Below are 15,796 nucleotides of genomic sequence, written 5' to 3'. Positions count from 1 at the left end.
GGAGGATCACCCGATCGGGTCCCGGACCTACTTGCGGTCGAGCTCTCCCGCGAGTCCGGCGAGCACGACCTGCTCGGCGAAGGCCGGCAGCGAGGACGCGACCTCGAGGAAGGTGCCCTGCGCGGCGATCACGCCGTCGTCCATGTAGCAGATGCGGTCGTAGTCCTTGATGGTCGACAGTCGGTGCGCGACGGAGATCAGCGTCACCTCGCCCTGCAGAGAGCGGATGGCCTTCGTGACCTCGTCCTCGGTCTTGGTGTCGAGGGAGCTCGTCGCCTCGTCGAGCACGAGCACGAGCGGATCGGTGTACAGAGCGCGGGCGATGCCCAGGCGCTGCTGCTGGCCGCCCGACAGCGAGACGCCTCGCTCGCCGATGCGCTCGTCGATGCCGTTCGCCCGCGACCGCACCAGCGAACCGAGCTGTGCGCGCTCCAGCGCGTACTCGACCCGGTCGCGATCGATCTCGTCGGTCCAGGTCAGAGCCACGTTCTGCGCGATCGAGGCGTCGAAGAGCGCGACGCGCTGCGGCACGTAGCCCACGCGTCCGCGCCACTGGCGGAGCACGCTGGCGAGCGGCGCGCCGTCGATCGTGATCGCCCCGGAGGTCGACTGACTGAGACCCAGGAGCAGGTCGATCAGGGTCGACTTCCCGGCGCCGGAGGGCCCGACGATACCGAGCGAGCTGCCCAGCGGGATGTCGACCGACAGCCCGCGGATCACGTCCTCCTCCGCCTTCGGGTAGCGGAAGTGCACGTCCGAGAGCGTGAGACGACGCGGGTTCTCGGCGAGCTCCGCGGTGTCCGCGGGGGTCTGCGAGACCGCCATGTCCTTCTCGGCCGCGGTGAGGTCGCCGATCACATCGGTGGCGGAGGGGATGCTCGCGACACCCTGCACGATGCCGCCCTGGATGCCGGTGATCGCCGGGATCAGGCGGAAGCCGGTGGCGGCGAACAGCGCGACGGACGACAGCGCGGCGGTGAGACCGCCCTGGAGGAACGACGCGGTGCCGATGATCACGACGCCGCCGATCAGCGCCGCCTCGAACGCGAAGCTCGGGATGACCCCGAGGAACGACGAGTTGGCCCGGGCGCGCACCGAGTGGTGACGGCTGTCGGTGACGAGCTGGGCGACGTCGGCGAGACGGTTGCGCAGGCTGAGCTCCTTGAGCGCCTCCATCATCTCCGTCATGAGGATCGCGACGCGGTAGCTGTAGTTGCGATTGACGGTCGCCGCCTCCAGCGCGCGCTTCGTGACGACCTGGTGCACCACGAACGCGACGAGCGTCAGGTAGACCAGCGCGATGATCGCGGTGATGGGGTCGACGACGAGCAGCACGGCGATGATCAGCACGAACGTGAAGATCGAGCTCGGGACGCGCATGAGCGGCAGCAGGAAGCCCGACATCGTGTTGGCGATGCCGCCGTCGGCGATGCGGGTGATCTCGGCCACCGTGCGCTTCGAGCGCTCCTCCCAGCTGGAGTTGATGTACGCCTTGAACATCCGGTCGCCGATCTCCAGCTCGTAGCGGGCGAAGCGACGGGTCGCGAACCAGTGCAGGAGGATCGACAGGACGGACTTCAGGATGATGAGACCGCACGCGCCCAGCACGAACATCGGCGCCATCTCGGCCGTGACCTCGCCGATCACGGGCAGCGTGAGCGTCCCGCCCGCGAGTGCGGGTCCGATGATGACGGCGAGGAGCGACATCGCGATGACGTCGAGCGCCGTGATCAGCGTCGTGGCGATCATGTAGCCGACGAAGTACCGCTGCGCCCCCGTCGGGAGGAGCGGAAGGAGGTCCTTGAGGACCGGCCAGATGCGTTTCATGTTCTCGCGATCAGAAGCTGACGGACGTGCCGGAGGTCGCGGACGCGAGCGCGCCCTCGACCACCTCGAGCGTGCGCAGGCCCTGCTCCATCGTGACGACGTGGTTGGGCTTGCCGAGGACGGCGTCGCGGAACGACTCGTGCTCGACGCGCAGCGGCTCGCGCTTGGCGAAGGAGTAGCGGGTGATGTCGCCCTCCGAGACGCCGCGGAACGCGAGCATCGACTCCCACTCGAGCGGGATCGTGCCGTTCGCATAGAAAGTCAGGTCGCCGGTCGACGTGTCGGCGATGAACGTGCCGCGATCGCCGGTGACGACCGTGACGCGCTCCTTCATCGGGGACAGCCAGTTCACGAGGTGGTTCACGATGACGCCGTTCGCGAGGCGACCGGTGACCGTGATCATGTCCTCGAACTCGCGGCCGCTCTTGTGCGCGGTCTGCGCGAACACCGTGGTGTACTCGCTCTGCGCGACCCAGCTCGTGAGGTCGATGTCGTGCGAGGCGAGGTCCTTCGCGACGCCGACGTCGGCGATGCGCGCCGGGAAGGTGCTCTGTCGGCGCGTCGCGATCTGGTAGACGTCGCCGAGCTCCCCCGCCTCGAGGCGACGGCGCATCTCCTGCAGTGCGGGGTTGAACCGCTCGACGTGTCCGACCGCGCCGACGAGACCCTTGGACGCGAACGCGTCGGTCATCCGACGGCCCGCCTCCACGGTGTGCGCGATCGGCTTCTCGACCAGGGTGTGCACCCCGGCGTCGGCCAGCTTGAGCGCGGCGTCCTCGTGGAACGCGGTCGGCACCGCCACCACGGCGATGTCGATGCCCGCGGCGATGAGCGACTCGATGTCGGGGAGGATCTCCAGGTCGCCGGCGACCTTGTGCGGGTCGCCGCCCGGGTCGGCGATCGCGACGAGGTCGATGCCCTCGACGTCGCGCAGGACGCGGGCGTGGTTGCGTCCCATCATCCCGACGCCGAGCAGTCCGGCGCGCAGCGCAGCGGCCATCAGGCGCCCGCTCCCGCGACGGTGTTCACCGCGGCGACGATGCGCTCGAGGTCGTCCTGCGACAGCGACGGGTGCACGGGCAGCGAGACGACCTCACGGGCCGCGCGCTCGGTCTCGGGCAGGTCGAGGCCCGGCGCGAAGTGCGCGAGCGACGGCAGACGGTGGTTCGGGATCGGGTAGTAGACGCCCGCACCGACGTTGTGCTCGCTCTTGAGCGCGGCGACGAAGCCGTCGCGGTCCTCGGGCACGCGCACCGTGTACTGGTGGTAGACGTGCACGGCGCCGTCGGCGACGGGCGGCACGACCACGCCCTGCAGGTTCGCGTCGAGGAACGCCGCGTTCTGCTGGCGGGTCTTCGTCCACGCGTCGACCTTGGTGAGCTGCACGCGGCCGATCGCGGCGTGGATGTCGGTCATGCGGGCGTTGAACCCGATGACCTCGTTCTCGTACTGGCGCTCCATGCCCTGGTTGCGCAGCAGCCGGACACGACGGGCGATCTCGTCGGTCGCGGTCGTGACCATGCCGCCCTCGCCGCTCGTCATGTTCTTGGTCGGGTAGAGGCTGAACATCGCGAACTCGCCGAAGGAGCCCACGGGGCGTCCGTCGAGCGAGGCGCCGTGCGCCTGAGCCGCGTCCTCGTACAGGGCGACCCCGCGCTCGGCGGCCAGCGCCTCGAGCTCGCGCATGCGCGCCGGGTGGCCGTACAGGTGCACGGGCAGGATGCCCTTGGTCCTGGGCGTGATCGCGGCGGCGACGGCCTCGGGGTCGAGCGAGAACGTGTCGGGCTCGATGTCGACGAACACCGGGGTGCCGCCGGTCAGCGCGACCGAGTTGCCGGTCGCGGCGAACGTGAACGAGGGGACGATGACCTCGTCGCCCGCGCCGACGCCCGCGGCGAGCAGGCCCAGGTGCAGACCCGCCGTGCCCGAGTTGACGGCGACCGAGGGACGGCCGGGCACGAAGTGCGCCGAGAACTCCTGCTCGAACGTGGCGACCTCGGGCCCCTGTGCGACCATGCCGCTGCGGAGCACGCGGTCGACGGCCTCACGCTCCTCGTCGCCGATGATGGGCTTTGCGGGGGGAATGAACTCGCTCACACGGTCTCCTTGGTCAGTGTTCCGTCGGTCTCGATGTAGCGGTCGCCCGTCGTCGGGCAGACCCAGGTCTTGTCGTCGTCGCCCGGCGTCAGCGGCACGCCGGACTCGCCGACCCAGCCGATGCGACGCGCGGGGACCCCGGCGACGAGGGCGTAGGCCGGGACGTCCTTCACGACGACCGCGCCGGCGGCGACCGTCGCCCAGGCGCCGATCGTCACGGGGGCGACGCAGGTGGAGCGCGCGCCGATCGCGGCGCCGCGCTCGATGGTCACCCCGACGGGCTCCCAGTCGTGGGCGCTCTTGATCGTGCCGTCGGCGTTGATCGCGCGCGGGTAGGTGTCGTTGGTCAGCACGACCGCCGGACCGATGAACACGCCGTCGGCGAGCTTCGCGGGCTCGTACACGAGGGCGTAGTTCTGCACCTTGCAGTTGTCGCCCATCTCGACGCCCGTCCCGACGTAGGCTCCACGCCCGATGATGCAGTTCTCACCGAGGCGAGCTCCCTCCCGCACCTGGGCGAGATGCCAGATCGAGCTTCCGGAGCCGATCGTCGCCTCGGGGGACACATCTGCGGAATCGACGATTCGCACACCGGACGGTGAGCCCATACGGGTATCTCCTCGCAACAGGGAAGTGGGATTCACTCATCCTATCTGCTCGCTCTCACGATTCCTGAGAGGATAGACGGGTGACCACGCCACCCCTCCCCGATCCGCACACGTGGATCGTCGTCCCGCTGTACAACGAGGCCACCGTGATCGCGGGTGTGATCGAGGGGCTCCTCCCCTCCTTCCCGCACGTCGTCTGCATCGACGACGGCTCGACCGACGGATCCGCCGAGGCCGCCCGCCGCGCCGGGGCGATCGTGATCGAGCATCCGATCAACCTCGGTCAGGGAGCCGCGCTCCAGACCGGCATCGACTACGCCGTGTCGCGGCCGGAGTGCGAGTACATCGTGACCTTCGACGCCGACGGGCAGCACCGCGTCGAGGACGCGCGCGACATGGTCGCCGCCGCCCGCGCCGCCGGTGCGGCCATCGTGTTCGGCTCGCGGTTCCTCGACGATCGCACCAAGCCGGGCTGGATCAAGCGCGTGATCCTGAAGACGGCCGTGTGGGTCACCAACCTCACCACGAGCATCAAGCTGACCGATGCGCACAACGGTCTGCGCGTGATCCGCCGCGATGCCGCCGCCCAGGTGCAGCTCAAGCAGGATCGCATGGCGCACGCGACCGAGATCGTGCTGCAGCTCGGTCACACCGGGCTGCAGTGGATCGAGCATCCCGTCGAGCTCCTGTACACCGACTACTCGAAATCGAAGGGCCAATCGGTGCTCAACTCCGTCAACATCCTCGTCGACCTGGTCGTCCGGTGAACGCCATGTGGATCCAGATCCTGCTCATCGTCGGCGTCGTCGCCATCGGCGCCTTCTTCATGCGACGCACCGGCGCCGACAGCCACCTCGCGATCCGTCGCCTCCTGTTCGGGGTCTTCGTCCTCGCCGCGGTGCTGTCGATCCTGTTCCCGCAGTGGCTCACGTGGGTCGCCAACCTGATCGGCGTCGGCCGAGGCACCGATCTGCTGCTGTACGCGCTGATCCTGATGTTCCTCGTCTTCGTCTACACGCAGTCGCGGCGGAACGCCGCCCAACAGCGTCGGCTCACGCTCCTCGCGCGCAAGCTCGCCCTCCTGCAGGCCTCGGGCAGCGAGCCGGCCGACGCCGCGGAGAAGGCGCCGAGCGACGGCCCCGAGAGCGGCTCAGGCCGCTGACCCTCGCCGGTCGCCGGGGTCAGTCGCAGGCCGTGATCCGCCAGAGGCTGGCGTCGCCCTCGCGAGCGATCTCCTCGAATCCCGGCCGGCCGTCGAAGTCGGTCATACCCGGCATCAGGTACTCGCCGGGACGTGTCCCGCCGATGCCGAAGTCCAGCACGTACCCGGGAGCTCCGTACGCCGCGAGTGCCTCGCAGACGGCGGGGTCGTCCCCCGCGTCGCGCAGGTCCGCCGAGATCACGTCCCACGCGTCGGACTGCGGCGGCGACCACGTGCGTGGGATGATGTCCCGTTCGCCCAGCACGTAGGCGAACGCCGCACCGGTCGACGGGTTGGCGATGAGGACGGCGTCCTCCGGGAGGAGCTCGGGAAGGCGGACGAGGAGGTCGTACTCGTCCTGCGACAGATAGCTGTCGCCGTCCATCGCGTAGCGCGACTGCTCGTCGGTCTCCGAGGCAACGCGCAGCAGGACCACGGGTGCGATCGCCACCAGGGCGATGCCGACGATCGCCGTGACGGCGACGGCGACGGCGGTCATCCCCCGGCCGCGCCCGGCGGTGAGCGTCCAGCGCCGCGCGGACAGCCAGCGGATCAGCCCGTCGAGGCCGATGACGGCGAGCGGGATCACCACGATCGGCACGATCGAGGCGATGCGGAATGAGTCGCCGTACCAGGGACCGGTCAGCGCGCGCTTGACCACGGGGAGGTCGGTCCCGACCGCGACGACGTACAGCACGGACACGACCGCCCACGCCGCCGCGAACCACAGCAGACGCCGATCGCGGACGGCGATCACGAGGCCGACGACGAGCAGGGCGCTGATAAGCGGAGCGGCGGGCAGCAGCGAGTGGCTGTTGAGCAGCACGTCGAGAGCCGCACCGGGCACTCCGCGGTACGAGCGCCACAGCACGGGACCCGCGAGGTAGGCGAGCGCGGCCCATACCACCGCGAGGGCGACCCAGCCGGCGACGAGCAGGGCGACGATCGGAGGGCGCGGGCGACCGGAGCCGCCGAACAGCGCCGTTCCCGTGCCCCACAGCATCACGAGGAGACCCCAGACGAGGATCGTCGACGGCTGCGACAGGACCACGGCGATCAGGCCGAGGAGGATGACGAGGGCGGGGGCGCCGGCCACGGCGAGACGCCGCGACCCGCTCGTGCTCCCCCACGTGCGGCACAGCTGGACCGTCGCCCCGATGACGGCCGGCACGATCGCCAGCGAGAGGGCGTAGGGATAGAGGACGCCCCACTCGAACATGAGCTGCGGGAAGGCCATGAGCCCGGCGGAGAGCGCGGCGGCCAGCGCGACGATCCGTGCGCTGTCGCGGACGACCACGCGGGCGAGGAACGCGATGCCGAGAGGCCAGACGATGGCCGCGATCACGAGGGCCACCATGTTGACGGCCACGGGGATCAGATCGACGTCGAACGCGACCAGCGAGGCGACGGCATGCCAGGCCGCCGGGTAGAACGACGACGCCCCGATCAGCCCCGACAGATCGAGCGACGATGCGGAGCCGGTCTCGGCGATCCAGCGCAGGGCGTTGAGATGGAACACGGCGTCGTTCGTCTGCGAGATCGCGTCAGGACGGCCGACGTAGGTCATGAGGCGTGCGGCGTTCAGCCCACCGCCGACGAGCAGGCCGGCGGCCATGAGCATCTGGGCGGTGCGGGTCGACCGCGGAGCACGCTCCCGAGTCCCCTCCGGACGGGCGAGGCGTCCGAGCAGCCACGCCGGCACCGCGAGCACGAGCACTCCGAGGACGACGCTCAGGTGGTTCCAGGGCAGCGACACGAACGACAGTACGAGCGCCAGCAGGGCCAGCGTGCCGACGGAGATCGCCGGGGCGAGCGCCCACAGGGTCAGCCCGCGAACGCGCAGCAGCGCCCCGAGCAGCAGGCCGGGCGCGAACAGCACGACGACCGCGAGCCCGAACACGCCCGCCTGTGCGACCCAGTCGAGGATCATTCGTCCACCAGCGCGATCGCGCCCTCGATCTCCCCGTCGTAGATCACTTCGCCCTTGTTGATCACCACGCCTCGAGTGCAGAGCTCACGGACCATCTCCATGTCGTGGCTGACCACGACGAGGGTCTTCCGCTGTGCGATCAGCTCCTCGAACTTGAGTCGGCATTTCTCGCGGAACGGCGCATCGCCCACCGAGAGGATCTCGTCGACGAGGAGCACGTCGAGCTCGACGTGGATCGCGACGGAGAAGGCCAGGCGCATGAACATCCCCGAGGAGTAGTGCTTGACCTCCTGGTCGATGAACTGCTCGATCTCGCTGAACGCGACGATGTCGTCGTAGCGTTCCTCGACCTCCTTGCGCTGCATCCCGAGGATCGCGGCGTTCAGGAAGACGTTCTCGCGACCGGAGAGCTCCGGGTGGAAGCCGGCGCCGACCTCGATGAGCCCGGCCACCCGGCCGCGGGTGAGCACCTCGCCGTCGTCGGGCTCCATGACTCCGGAGATGAGCTTGAGGAGCGTGGACTTGCCCGAGCCGTTGAGGCCGAGGATCGCGACGGACTCCCCCTCGTTGATCACGAGATCGAGTCCTTTGAGGGCCTCGAAGGTGCTGCTGGTCTTCTGTCGGCGGATCCAGGAGACGACCGTGTCCTTGAACGACAGCGCGTGGTTGAGGGTGAACCTCTTGCGCACGCCGTCGACGATGATGCTGGGGCGGGTTGCCGTTGCAGTGCTCATAGGTCTTGCGCGAACCTTCCCTCGAGACGTCGGAAGACGAACTGTCCCAGAAGCAGAGTGGCGATGGCGATCAGGGCGGCCCACAGCGTGTTCCAGCCGAGGTTCGGCGGCACGGCCATCGTGGCCTCGGTGACCGGGCGCCAGAACGCGTAGTGGAAGAGCTCGACGCCCTGCGTGATGGGGTTGAGTAGGTAGAGTTCGACGATCCAGTCGGGCCAGCCGAGCTTCTCGACGGCATCCTGCACCATCGTCCAGGCGTACAGCACGGGCGAGGCCCAGGTCGCGAGGAGCAGGAGCAGCTCGACGATGTTCTCCGCGTCTCGGAAGCGCACGTTGATCGCGCCGAAGAAGAGCCCGAGGCCGAGGGCGAACAACGCCACGATGAGCATGCCGGCGAGCGCCGCGCCGACGCCGAGCAGCGTCACGCTGGGGATCCAGCCCAGGAACAGGCAGACGATCAGCAGCAGGGCCAGCTGCGGGAGGAAGTGGATGAACGCCACGAACACGGCCGACACCGCGAACAGCTGCCGCGGCAGGAACACCTTGCGCACGAGCGGGGCGTTGTTCACGATCGACGTCGTCGCGTTCTTGTACGCCTCGGAGAACAGGTTGATGATCACGATGCCCGAGAACAGGTACACCGGATAGTTCTGGATGTCGCGGTTGAGGCTCAGGAAGAGTCCCAGAACCACCCAGAACACGAGGAACTGCGCTCCGGGCCGCACGTACGACCACGTCCAGCCCAGCACCGAGTTGCGGTACCGGGTCGTGACGCCGGTGCGGACCAGCAGGTAGAGCAGATAGCGCCAGCGCACGACGTCGATGAGACCGCGGCTCTTGCCGGGGACTTCGAAGTCGGAACGCGGGACGACGGCGAAAAGATCTCGGGTATCTGTCACTGGCCCACTCATTCAGCTGCGGTGGCGGGGCGCCACGACGCACCTCAGTATCCTACGGCCCGCTGACCGATTCCCGAGGACACGCACGGCGCGCGCGTCACCCGAGCGCGGTGAAGCCGCCCCAGCCGGTGCCGATCACGCCGCTGGCGCCCCATCCGCCTCGGCCGTCTCCGCGGAACAGGTAGAGGTCTCCCCCGGTCGATCGGGCCAGGACGTCCTGGGTGCCGTTGCCGTCGAAGTCCCCCGGGCTGAAGATCGCCGTGAAGCCGCCCCATCCGTACCCGATCTGACGGGGGGTCCCCCACCCGCCCTGACCGTTCGTCGGGTACAGCCAGAGTGCGGCATCGCTGCTGCGCAGGATGAGATCGGCGTTGCCGTCACCGTCGAAATCGCCGGCGTTGAGCGCCATCGTGAACCCGGTCCACCCGAAGCCGATCTGCGTCGCCTGGCTCGCCCAGCCTCCTCGGCCGTCTCCGCGATAGTAGACGAGGTGTCCCGCGGAGTTCCGGGCGATCACGTCGGGATTGCGGTCGCCGTCGTAGTCGATGCCGCCGGTGATGAGCGACAACGACTGCCAGCCGGTGCCGATCAGCGTGGGCTGGCCGTACCCGCCTCCGGCGGCGCCGGGGATCAGGTAGAACTCGCCGCTCGCGGTGATCCTGCCGAGGTCGCGGTAGCCGTCTCCGTTGAAGTCGCCCATCGTGATCATGCGATCTCCCGCGGCCCAGCCGCTTCCGATCTGCTGCGAGCCGCGCCACGCGCCGGCGCCGTTGCCGCGGTAGAGGTTGAGGTTCCCCTGCGCCGTGAGCGCCACGACGTCGCGCGCCCCGTCGCGATCCACGTCTCCTGCTCCGGGGAGCAGCGCACGCGGCTTGGTCACGGCGGTTCCCGCTCCCGCGAGCGTCGGCATGATCTGCCAGCCGTTGCCGATCTTGCGTCCACCCATCATTCCGCCGACCGCGTTGCCGGGGTAGAGGTAGAGGTCGCCACCGGCGGTGCGCGCGGCGACGTCCACGACGCCGTCGCCCGTGAAGTCCCCGGCGGCGAAGATCGTCGTCATCCCGCCCCAGCCCTGACCGATCTGGGCCTGTCCGATCCAGCCGCCGCGGCCGTCGCTGTAGTAGGCCCAGAGGCGTCCGGCGGCGTCGCGGGCGATCACGTCGTTCTTCCCGTCGCGGTTCAGGTCGATGCCGGCGACGAGACTCGTCATCCCGGCCCAGCCCCACCCGACGCGGATGCCGGGGCGCAGACCGCCGCGGTCGTCACCCCGCCACAGCGTGAGATCGCCGTTCGTGCTCGTGGTGAGGACGTCGGGGATGCCGTCGCCGTCCATGTCGCCCGCCGCGGAGGCGTGCACCACCGCGCTCCAGTCCAGGCCGAGCGGCTGCGGGGCGCTGAACCCGGACCCGGTGCCTCGCATCACCGAGACGGACCCCTGTGTGCGGATGAGCGCATCGCGGTTGCCGCTGCCCCGGAGGTCGCCGACCATCATCACGGAGGCGTTGGCCGGGAGCCCGCTGGCGAGCTGCTTGCGGTCGCCCCACACGTTGACGGCGAAGGGGTAGCCCCACAGGCCGCCGCTTCCGTCGACTCCGAGCACGTACGACGACTGGTCGGTCGACGACAGCGTCGGGGTCATGAAGGTGGGCACCTGCGTGGAGCCGAACCAATCGGTGAAGTAGTTGTAGAAGTTGCGGTTGCCGTATGCCGAGCAGCCGTCGCCCTCGCCGTAGCCCGCTGCCATCGCGGCGGCGTTCGGCTGGTAGGGCGTGTAGTAGTACAGCGCCGACGTCGCCCGGTTCGCCACGTACACGGGAGCGGATCCGCACGCGATCTCCGGGTTGTAACGGATGTTCCAGGTCTTGCCGGGCGCGTAGTAGGTGAACCACTTGCCCTCCATGTAGATCTGCATCTGGCGCGCGGCGCCGTAGATCTGGTGGAAGAAGCCGACGTAGTTCGGATCGCATGGCACGCCGCCGTCCGGGCACCCCTGACCGAGTGCAGCCCAATAGCGGTTCGCGCTGGGCCAGGTGTGGGTGACGAGACCCTGCTCCTTCTGGAGCATGACGATGAGCACCTGCGGGTTGATGTTGCAGGACTGCGCGACACGGTAGATGATCCGGGCTGCCGACTCGTTCGCCGCCCCCGTGTATCCGCTGCAGTATGCATCGGCCGGACGGTTGACCGAAGTGATGGTGAAGTCCTTCAGGCACACGATCGGGCCGTACTTGTCCGCGCCGCCGAGACAGCGGGAGACCTTGCTGTTGAAGAAGGCCTGGATCTGCGCCTCGGTCATGGTGTTCTTCGCCGTGAGGACGGCGTCGCTGATGATGTTCCCCGGCGTGAACCCGGCCAGGCTGGTCTTCACCTCACGCGCGACGGGCACGCCGATCGCGGCTGTCGTCGCCGCGGTCGCGGACGCAGCAGGGACGGCGACACCGACCACGAGTGCCGAGACGGCGACGATCGTGGCGAGGATTCGGGGCATCCTCATGGTGTTTCGAGAGCGTGGGGCACGTCGAGACATGTGACCAGTGTGACGGAAGTTGCGGGATGATGCCACTGTTACCGAATTTCGACCACCGGCGTGTCGGCGTGTCGTCCAAGCCACAGCCGACGTTCAGGCGATCACAGGTCGGCGTGCAGACCCCAGACGCGCTCGGCCGCACCCTGCCACGAGAACGCGCGCGAACGGTCGGCCGCCAGCACGCTGAGGCGCCGTGCGCCCGCCCCGACGGCATCGGCCACGGCATCGGGCAGGTCCTCCTTCGACACGAGGGAGCCGCCGTCGACCACCACGTCGCGGTGCGCTCCGCTGTCGACCGCGACCACGGGGACGCCGAGCGCCATCGCCTCGAGGATGCGCCACGGCCAGGCGGCAAGGCCGCTCGTCGCGACGAGCGCGGAGGCGGCGGCGAGGACGGCCGCCCTGTCGTCCCGGGAGAGCGCGCCGCGGATGTGCGCCCGCGATTCGGGGAGACCGGCCGCCGCGGCGATCTCGGCGAGCCGCGGCTCCGTGCCCTCGGGCGCGTCCAGCACGACGGCGTCCGTTCCTGCGGCCACCGCCGCACGGAACCCGGACTCGAGGGTCGCCGGAGTCCCCGTCAGGACCACGTAACCGGTCGGGAGGGAGAGCGCGGCGCGGCGCGGCGCGGCGTCGAGCGGGACCGCGAACCCGGTGGGCGGCGCCCCGGGGATCACGCGGATGCGGTCGCGGAGCTTGGCGATGTCGACGAGGCGCTCCGCGATCGCGTGCGTCGGCACGACCACGGCGTCCGCGTGCTTCACGGCGCGCTTCAGCATCGATCTCTGCCAGGCCACGGCCGACTTCGGCAGCGCGTCAGGCGCCTCCCATGCGCGCAGGTCCCACACGGTCACCGTGGTCTGGTCGTTGTCGTGCACGCGATCGTGCCGGACGAGCGGGGCCATGAGCGACGCCGAGTGGATGAGTCCACCGCCGACGCCGGGTACGAGTCCGAGCTGCCAGGACGCCGCGAGCTCACGACGCGCGAGGGACAGTCGGCGTATCTCCGCGAGACCGGGCACCGAGTCCTCCGCACCGGCGGGCACGATCGCGGCCACATCGCAGCCGGAGGGGGTCGTCGTCACGAGACCGGCGGCGAGATCCAGCGCGGCCCAGGCGAGATCGGCGTCGACGACCTGCGTCAGTTGATCCAGAACAACACGCAGCCGAGCACCCATGCGACAAGAGTAGTGTCCGCAGCCGCTCCCGCCTCGGAGGCGGGACGGGGCTCGGCCGTTCGCGCCGTTCGTGCTTGAATGCTGAGGTGAGTGACGGACGCCTGCCGGTACGTCGCCGGTGGCTGCGGTGGACCATCGGCGTCATCCTGACGCTCCTCGTGCTCGCGATCGGCTGGGTCACGGTCCGCGGCATCGGCGCCGTGAACGACCTCCAGCAGGTGTCGACGTCGGCCGGACAGCTCAAGACGGCGATCGGCGAGGGCGACCTCGACCGGGCGACCGCGCTGTCGAACCGCATCGCCCACCACGCCGAGTCCGCGCACGGCCTCACCTCCGATCCGGTGTGGCACGCGTTCGGGATCGTGCCGTGGCTCGGTCCGAACTTCTCCGCGGTGAGCGACGTCGCGGCGATCGCGGACGACGTCGCGGCCGATGCGCTCGTGCCCGTGCTGGATGCCGCCGGCTCGCTGGATCTCGCGAGCCTGGGGCTCTCGGGCGGTGTGATCGACCTCACGCCGTTCGCGGAGATCGAGCCTCCGCTCGCCGATGCGAGCGCAACGCTGAGCGCGGCCGTGGACCGCGCTCTGCGCATCGACGCGGACGCCACGCTTCCGCCGCTCGCCGACGCGGTGAGGGAGATGCGCTCTGCCGTCACCCAGGCGTCGACGGTGGTCGGCGCGCTCCACGGCGCCTCGGCCCTGCTGCCCAGCATGCTCGGAGCCGAGGGCCCGCGGAACTACGTCGTCGCGATGCAGAACAACGCCGAGCTCCGGTCATCCGGCGGGATCATCGGCGCCATTGCTCTGCTGCACGCCGAGAACGGACGGATCTCGCTCGTCCAGCAGGCGTCGACGGCCGACTTCCCCCCGCTCACGGAGGCTCTCCCCCTCAGCGAGTCGACGGTCGCGCTGTTCGAGGACCGGCCTGGTCGCTATCTGCAGAACATCACGAACATCCCCGATTTCACGGAGGCCGCTCCCCTCATCGCGGCGCGCTGGCAACAGCGTTTCGGCACCGAGGTCGACGGCGTCATCGCGGTCGACGCCGTCATGACCGAGAACCTCCTCGCCGCCACGGGGCCGCTCGCGTTCGGGCCGTTCAGCGCGACCGAGGACAACATCGTCGACCTGCTGCTGTCCGAGATCTACACGACGATCCCCGACCCCGCGATCCAGGACCAGATCTTCGCGCAGGCCGCGAGCGCGCTGTTCGGCGCCGCCCTGACAGCCGCACCGCCGAAGGATCTCGTGGCCGCGCTCGCGACCTCCGCCGACGAGGACCGCATCCGCATCTGGAGCGCGCACGAGGACGAGGAGCGGATTCTCGCGGCGAGCGAGCTCGGCGGAGCCCTCCCCGCGGACGACGCCACGAGCCACGTGGGAGTGCTGTTCAACGACACCACGGGCGCGAAGATGGACTACTACACGGACGCGACGATCACGACATCGATCGGCCGCTGCGACGGCGAGCCCACGACGCAGGTGCGCGTCACCTGGACGAACGACGCCCCCGCGGACGCCGCGACCTCCCTGCCTGCCTACGTCACGGGCGACGGCACGTACGGCGTCCCCCCGGGCACCGTGCGCACGCTCATCACGGTGTACGGGCCCGAAGGCGCGACGCCGTCGTTCGTGGGGCACGAGGGCGGCCAGGAGGGCGAGGGCGCGCAGACCGCTCTCCTCGGCACGCGGTCGGCCGTCCAGCAGGAGGTCCTCCTCGCCCCGGGAGAGTCCACCACGATCACGGTCGAGTACCAGGGCGAGGGCGCGGGGAACCGGCTGACCGAGGTCGAGCACACCCCGATGATCCGCACGCCGAAGATCTCCCGCGAGGATCTCCGCTGCGGTTCGTGACTTTCCCGGTCCGATGATGTAGTCTCATCCTCACTGGGGAATATCTGGGTTCTGCAATCCTGTCGTGGGGACAGGGAGAACCCACGTCATCGGATGCAGGGGTGTATCCGGGGCGATTCCGCGTGAATTTCTGGGGAGAATCATGCTGAAGAAACTGGCTGCCATCAGCCTGACCGCTGGCGCACTCGTGCTCATGGCACCTGCTGTCGCCTCTGCTGCGACCGACTCCTACGCGGACACACCGCGCGTGTCGGTCGACGAGCCCGTCATCAACTCGTGCGGGGCATCGACCATCGCCTTCGGTGCGGGGTACTACGAGCCCTCCGAGGTTCTCGGGGTCTCGGTGTCCGGACTGAACGCCGCCGATGCGGCCGTGTCCGGCAACACCGCCGCGGCCGACGGAAGTCTCGTGGTGTCGTTCCGCCCGCCGGCCGACGGTGACGGCACGTACGCCATCACGTTCGACCGCTCGCAGGCGACCGGCGGCGCGACCACCGGTCGCACGGTTCCGGCCTCGCAGGTCTCCGCGGCGTCCTACACCGCACGCGTGACCGTGTCGGGCGGCTCGGTCGTCGGAGCGAGCTGCCACCATGACCCGGCCGCTGCCGGCACCGAGATGCCGCTCACGGGCGACGGCCTCGAGCTGGCGCTCACGGGCGGCAGCGTCTCGCCGTGGGTCGTCGGCGGTGGAGCTGCGGCTCTCGTCGCCGGAGGCGCCCTCGTCGCGACCGGCGTCATCCGCCGCAAGCGCGCCTAGATCAGGTCCCCGCATCGCGGGGATCGACCGGACGACGGTGATCCCTCCCCCTCCGATCACCGTCGTCTGGCGAATCCGGTGACGAACCGGAGAGCCCACGACCGCCCCCTTCACTCTCGATCGGCGGCCGTGGGCTTGTTCGCGCCCGCGTGCACCCTCGACGGCCTGGGCGCGGTCACCGGGATGGG

The 15,796-nt window shown here is 69.7% G+C and carries 13 protein-coding genes; 4 read left to right on the top strand and 9 right to left on the bottom strand.

Features of this window, described 5'->3' with window-relative positions; translation table 11 throughout:
- Positions 1 to 27: 27 nt before the first annotated feature.
- The 4 genes from ACIPY8_RS07240 to ACIPY8_RS07225 are packed head-to-tail and all read right to left on the bottom strand — an operon-like array spanning position 28 to position 4,532.
- On the bottom strand, positions 28 to 1,827 hold the full coding sequence (locus ACIPY8_RS07240) for an ABC transporter ATP-binding protein (protein ID WP_400816508.1): 1,800 nt from the start codon (positions 1,825 to 1,827) through the stop codon (positions 28 to 30).
- A 10-nt stretch (positions 1,828 to 1,837) separates the two neighbouring features.
- Positions 1,838 to 2,827, bottom strand: coding sequence for a Gfo/Idh/MocA family oxidoreductase (locus ACIPY8_RS07235; RefSeq protein ID WP_400816506.1), 990 nt, complete (start codon positions 2,825 to 2,827; stop codon positions 1,838 to 1,840).
- Entirely contained in the window at positions 2,827 to 3,924 is a 1,098-nt protein-coding gene (locus tag ACIPY8_RS07230; protein WP_400816504.1) for a DegT/DnrJ/EryC1/StrS family aminotransferase, read from the bottom strand. Before ACIPY8_RS07230 ends, ACIPY8_RS07235 begins: the two co-directional genes overlap by 1 nt.
- Positions 3,921 to 4,532: a DapH/DapD/GlmU-related protein gene (locus tag ACIPY8_RS07225; protein ID WP_400816502.1), complete on the bottom strand. Its 612-nt coding sequence runs from the start codon at positions 4,530 to 4,532 to the stop codon at positions 3,921 to 3,923. Before ACIPY8_RS07225 ends, ACIPY8_RS07230 begins: the two co-directional genes overlap by 4 nt.
- A gap of 80 nt (positions 4,533 to 4,612) precedes the next feature.
- Here ACIPY8_RS07225 and ACIPY8_RS07220 point away from each other — a divergent pair, with 80 nt between their 5' ends.
- Together ACIPY8_RS07220 and ACIPY8_RS07215 are read left to right on the top strand one after the other, a co-directional pair.
- Complete coding sequence (locus tag ACIPY8_RS07220) at positions 4,613 to 5,299, top strand: glycosyltransferase family 2 protein (RefSeq protein ID WP_400816500.1); 687 nt, start codon at positions 4,613 to 4,615, stop codon at positions 5,297 to 5,299.
- A 5-nt stretch (positions 5,300 to 5,304) separates the two neighbouring features.
- The gene (locus ACIPY8_RS07215) at positions 5,305 to 5,694 is read left to right on the top strand and encodes a DUF2304 domain-containing protein (RefSeq protein ID WP_400816498.1); all 390 of its coding nucleotides are present in this window, start codon (positions 5,305 to 5,307) and stop codon (positions 5,692 to 5,694) included.
- Between the two features lie 19 nt (positions 5,695 to 5,713).
- Here ACIPY8_RS07215 and ACIPY8_RS07210 read toward each other — a convergent pair whose 3' ends face one another.
- The 5 genes from ACIPY8_RS07210 to ACIPY8_RS07190 all read right to left on the bottom strand — a co-directional run bounded on the left by ACIPY8_RS07210 (position 5,714) and on the right by ACIPY8_RS07190 (position 12,998).
- Complete coding sequence (locus ACIPY8_RS07210) at positions 5,714 to 7,663, bottom strand: DUF6541 family protein (protein WP_400816496.1); 1,950 nt, start codon at positions 7,661 to 7,663, stop codon at positions 5,714 to 5,716.
- On the bottom strand, positions 7,660 to 8,397 hold the full coding sequence (locus ACIPY8_RS07205) for an ABC transporter ATP-binding protein (protein WP_400816494.1): 738 nt from the start codon (positions 8,395 to 8,397) through the stop codon (positions 7,660 to 7,662). The genes ACIPY8_RS07210 and ACIPY8_RS07205 overlap by 4 nt, the downstream gene beginning before the upstream one ends.
- Positions 8,394 to 9,296, bottom strand: coding sequence for an ABC transporter permease (locus tag ACIPY8_RS07200; protein ID WP_400816492.1), 903 nt, complete (start codon positions 9,294 to 9,296; stop codon positions 8,394 to 8,396). The genes ACIPY8_RS07205 and ACIPY8_RS07200 overlap by 4 nt, the downstream gene beginning before the upstream one ends.
- A 97-nt stretch (positions 9,297 to 9,393) precedes the next feature.
- On the bottom strand, positions 9,394 to 11,784 hold the full coding sequence (locus ACIPY8_RS07195; RefSeq protein ID WP_400816490.1) for an FG-GAP repeat domain-containing protein: 2,391 nt from the start codon (positions 11,782 to 11,784) through the stop codon (positions 9,394 to 9,396).
- A 140-nt stretch (positions 11,785 to 11,924) separates the two neighbouring features.
- Positions 11,925 to 12,998, bottom strand: coding sequence for a glycosyltransferase (locus ACIPY8_RS07190; protein WP_400816488.1), 1,074 nt, complete (start codon positions 12,996 to 12,998; stop codon positions 11,925 to 11,927).
- Positions 12,999 to 13,084: 86 nt separating this feature from the next.
- On the opposite strand from ACIPY8_RS07190, the gene ACIPY8_RS07185 reads away from it, so the two are divergent.
- Entirely contained in the window at positions 13,085 to 14,851 is a 1,767-nt protein-coding gene (locus tag ACIPY8_RS07185; RefSeq protein ID WP_400816486.1) for a DUF4012 domain-containing protein, read from the top strand.
- A gap of 142 nt (positions 14,852 to 14,993) precedes the next feature.
- Positions 14,994 to 15,608 (top strand): hypothetical protein, encoded by a 615-nt coding sequence (locus ACIPY8_RS07180; protein ID WP_400816484.1) that lies wholly within the window; start codon positions 14,994 to 14,996, stop codon positions 15,606 to 15,608.
- Positions 15,609 to 15,796: the final 188 nt, after the last annotated feature.

This window comes from Microbacterium sp. NPDC089696, from assembly GCF_044749125.1.
GTDB lineage: Bacteria > Actinomycetota > Actinomycetes > Actinomycetales > Microbacteriaceae > Microbacterium.
The sequence above is the reverse complement of the archived record's forward strand: the minus strand, read 5'-3'. Positions and strand labels throughout refer to the sequence as shown.

Coding starts and splice junctions, on each gene's coding strand:
- ACIPY8_RS07240 (WP_400816508.1), bottom strand. CDS start 1,827: ATGAAACGCATCTGGCCGGTCCTCAAGGACCTCCTTCCGCTCCTCCCG.
- ACIPY8_RS07235 (WP_400816506.1), bottom strand. CDS start 2,827: ATGGCCGCTGCGCTGCGCGCCGGACTGCTCGGCGTCGGGATGATGGGA.
- ACIPY8_RS07225 (WP_400816502.1), bottom strand. CDS start 4,532: ATGGGCTCACCGTCCGGTGTGCGAATCGTCGATTCCGCAGATGTGTCC.
- ACIPY8_RS07215 (WP_400816498.1), top strand. CDS start 5,305: ATGTGGATCCAGATCCTGCTCATCGTCGGCGTCGTCGCCATCGGCGCC.
- ACIPY8_RS07210 (WP_400816496.1), bottom strand. CDS start 7,663: ATGATCCTCGACTGGGTCGCACAGGCGGGCGTGTTCGGGCTCGCGGTC.
- ACIPY8_RS07205 (WP_400816494.1), bottom strand. CDS start 8,397: ATGAGCACTGCAACGGCAACCCGCCCCAGCATCATCGTCGACGGCGTG.
- ACIPY8_RS07195 (WP_400816490.1), bottom strand. CDS start 11,784: ATGCCCCGAATCCTCGCCACGATCGTCGCCGTCTCGGCACTCGTGGTC.
- ACIPY8_RS07190 (WP_400816488.1), bottom strand. CDS start 12,998: ATGGGTGCTCGGCTGCGTGTTGTTCTGGATCAACTGACGCAGGTCGTC.
- ACIPY8_RS07180 (WP_400816484.1), top strand. CDS start 14,994: ATGCTGAAGAAACTGGCTGCCATCAGCCTGACCGCTGGCGCACTCGTG.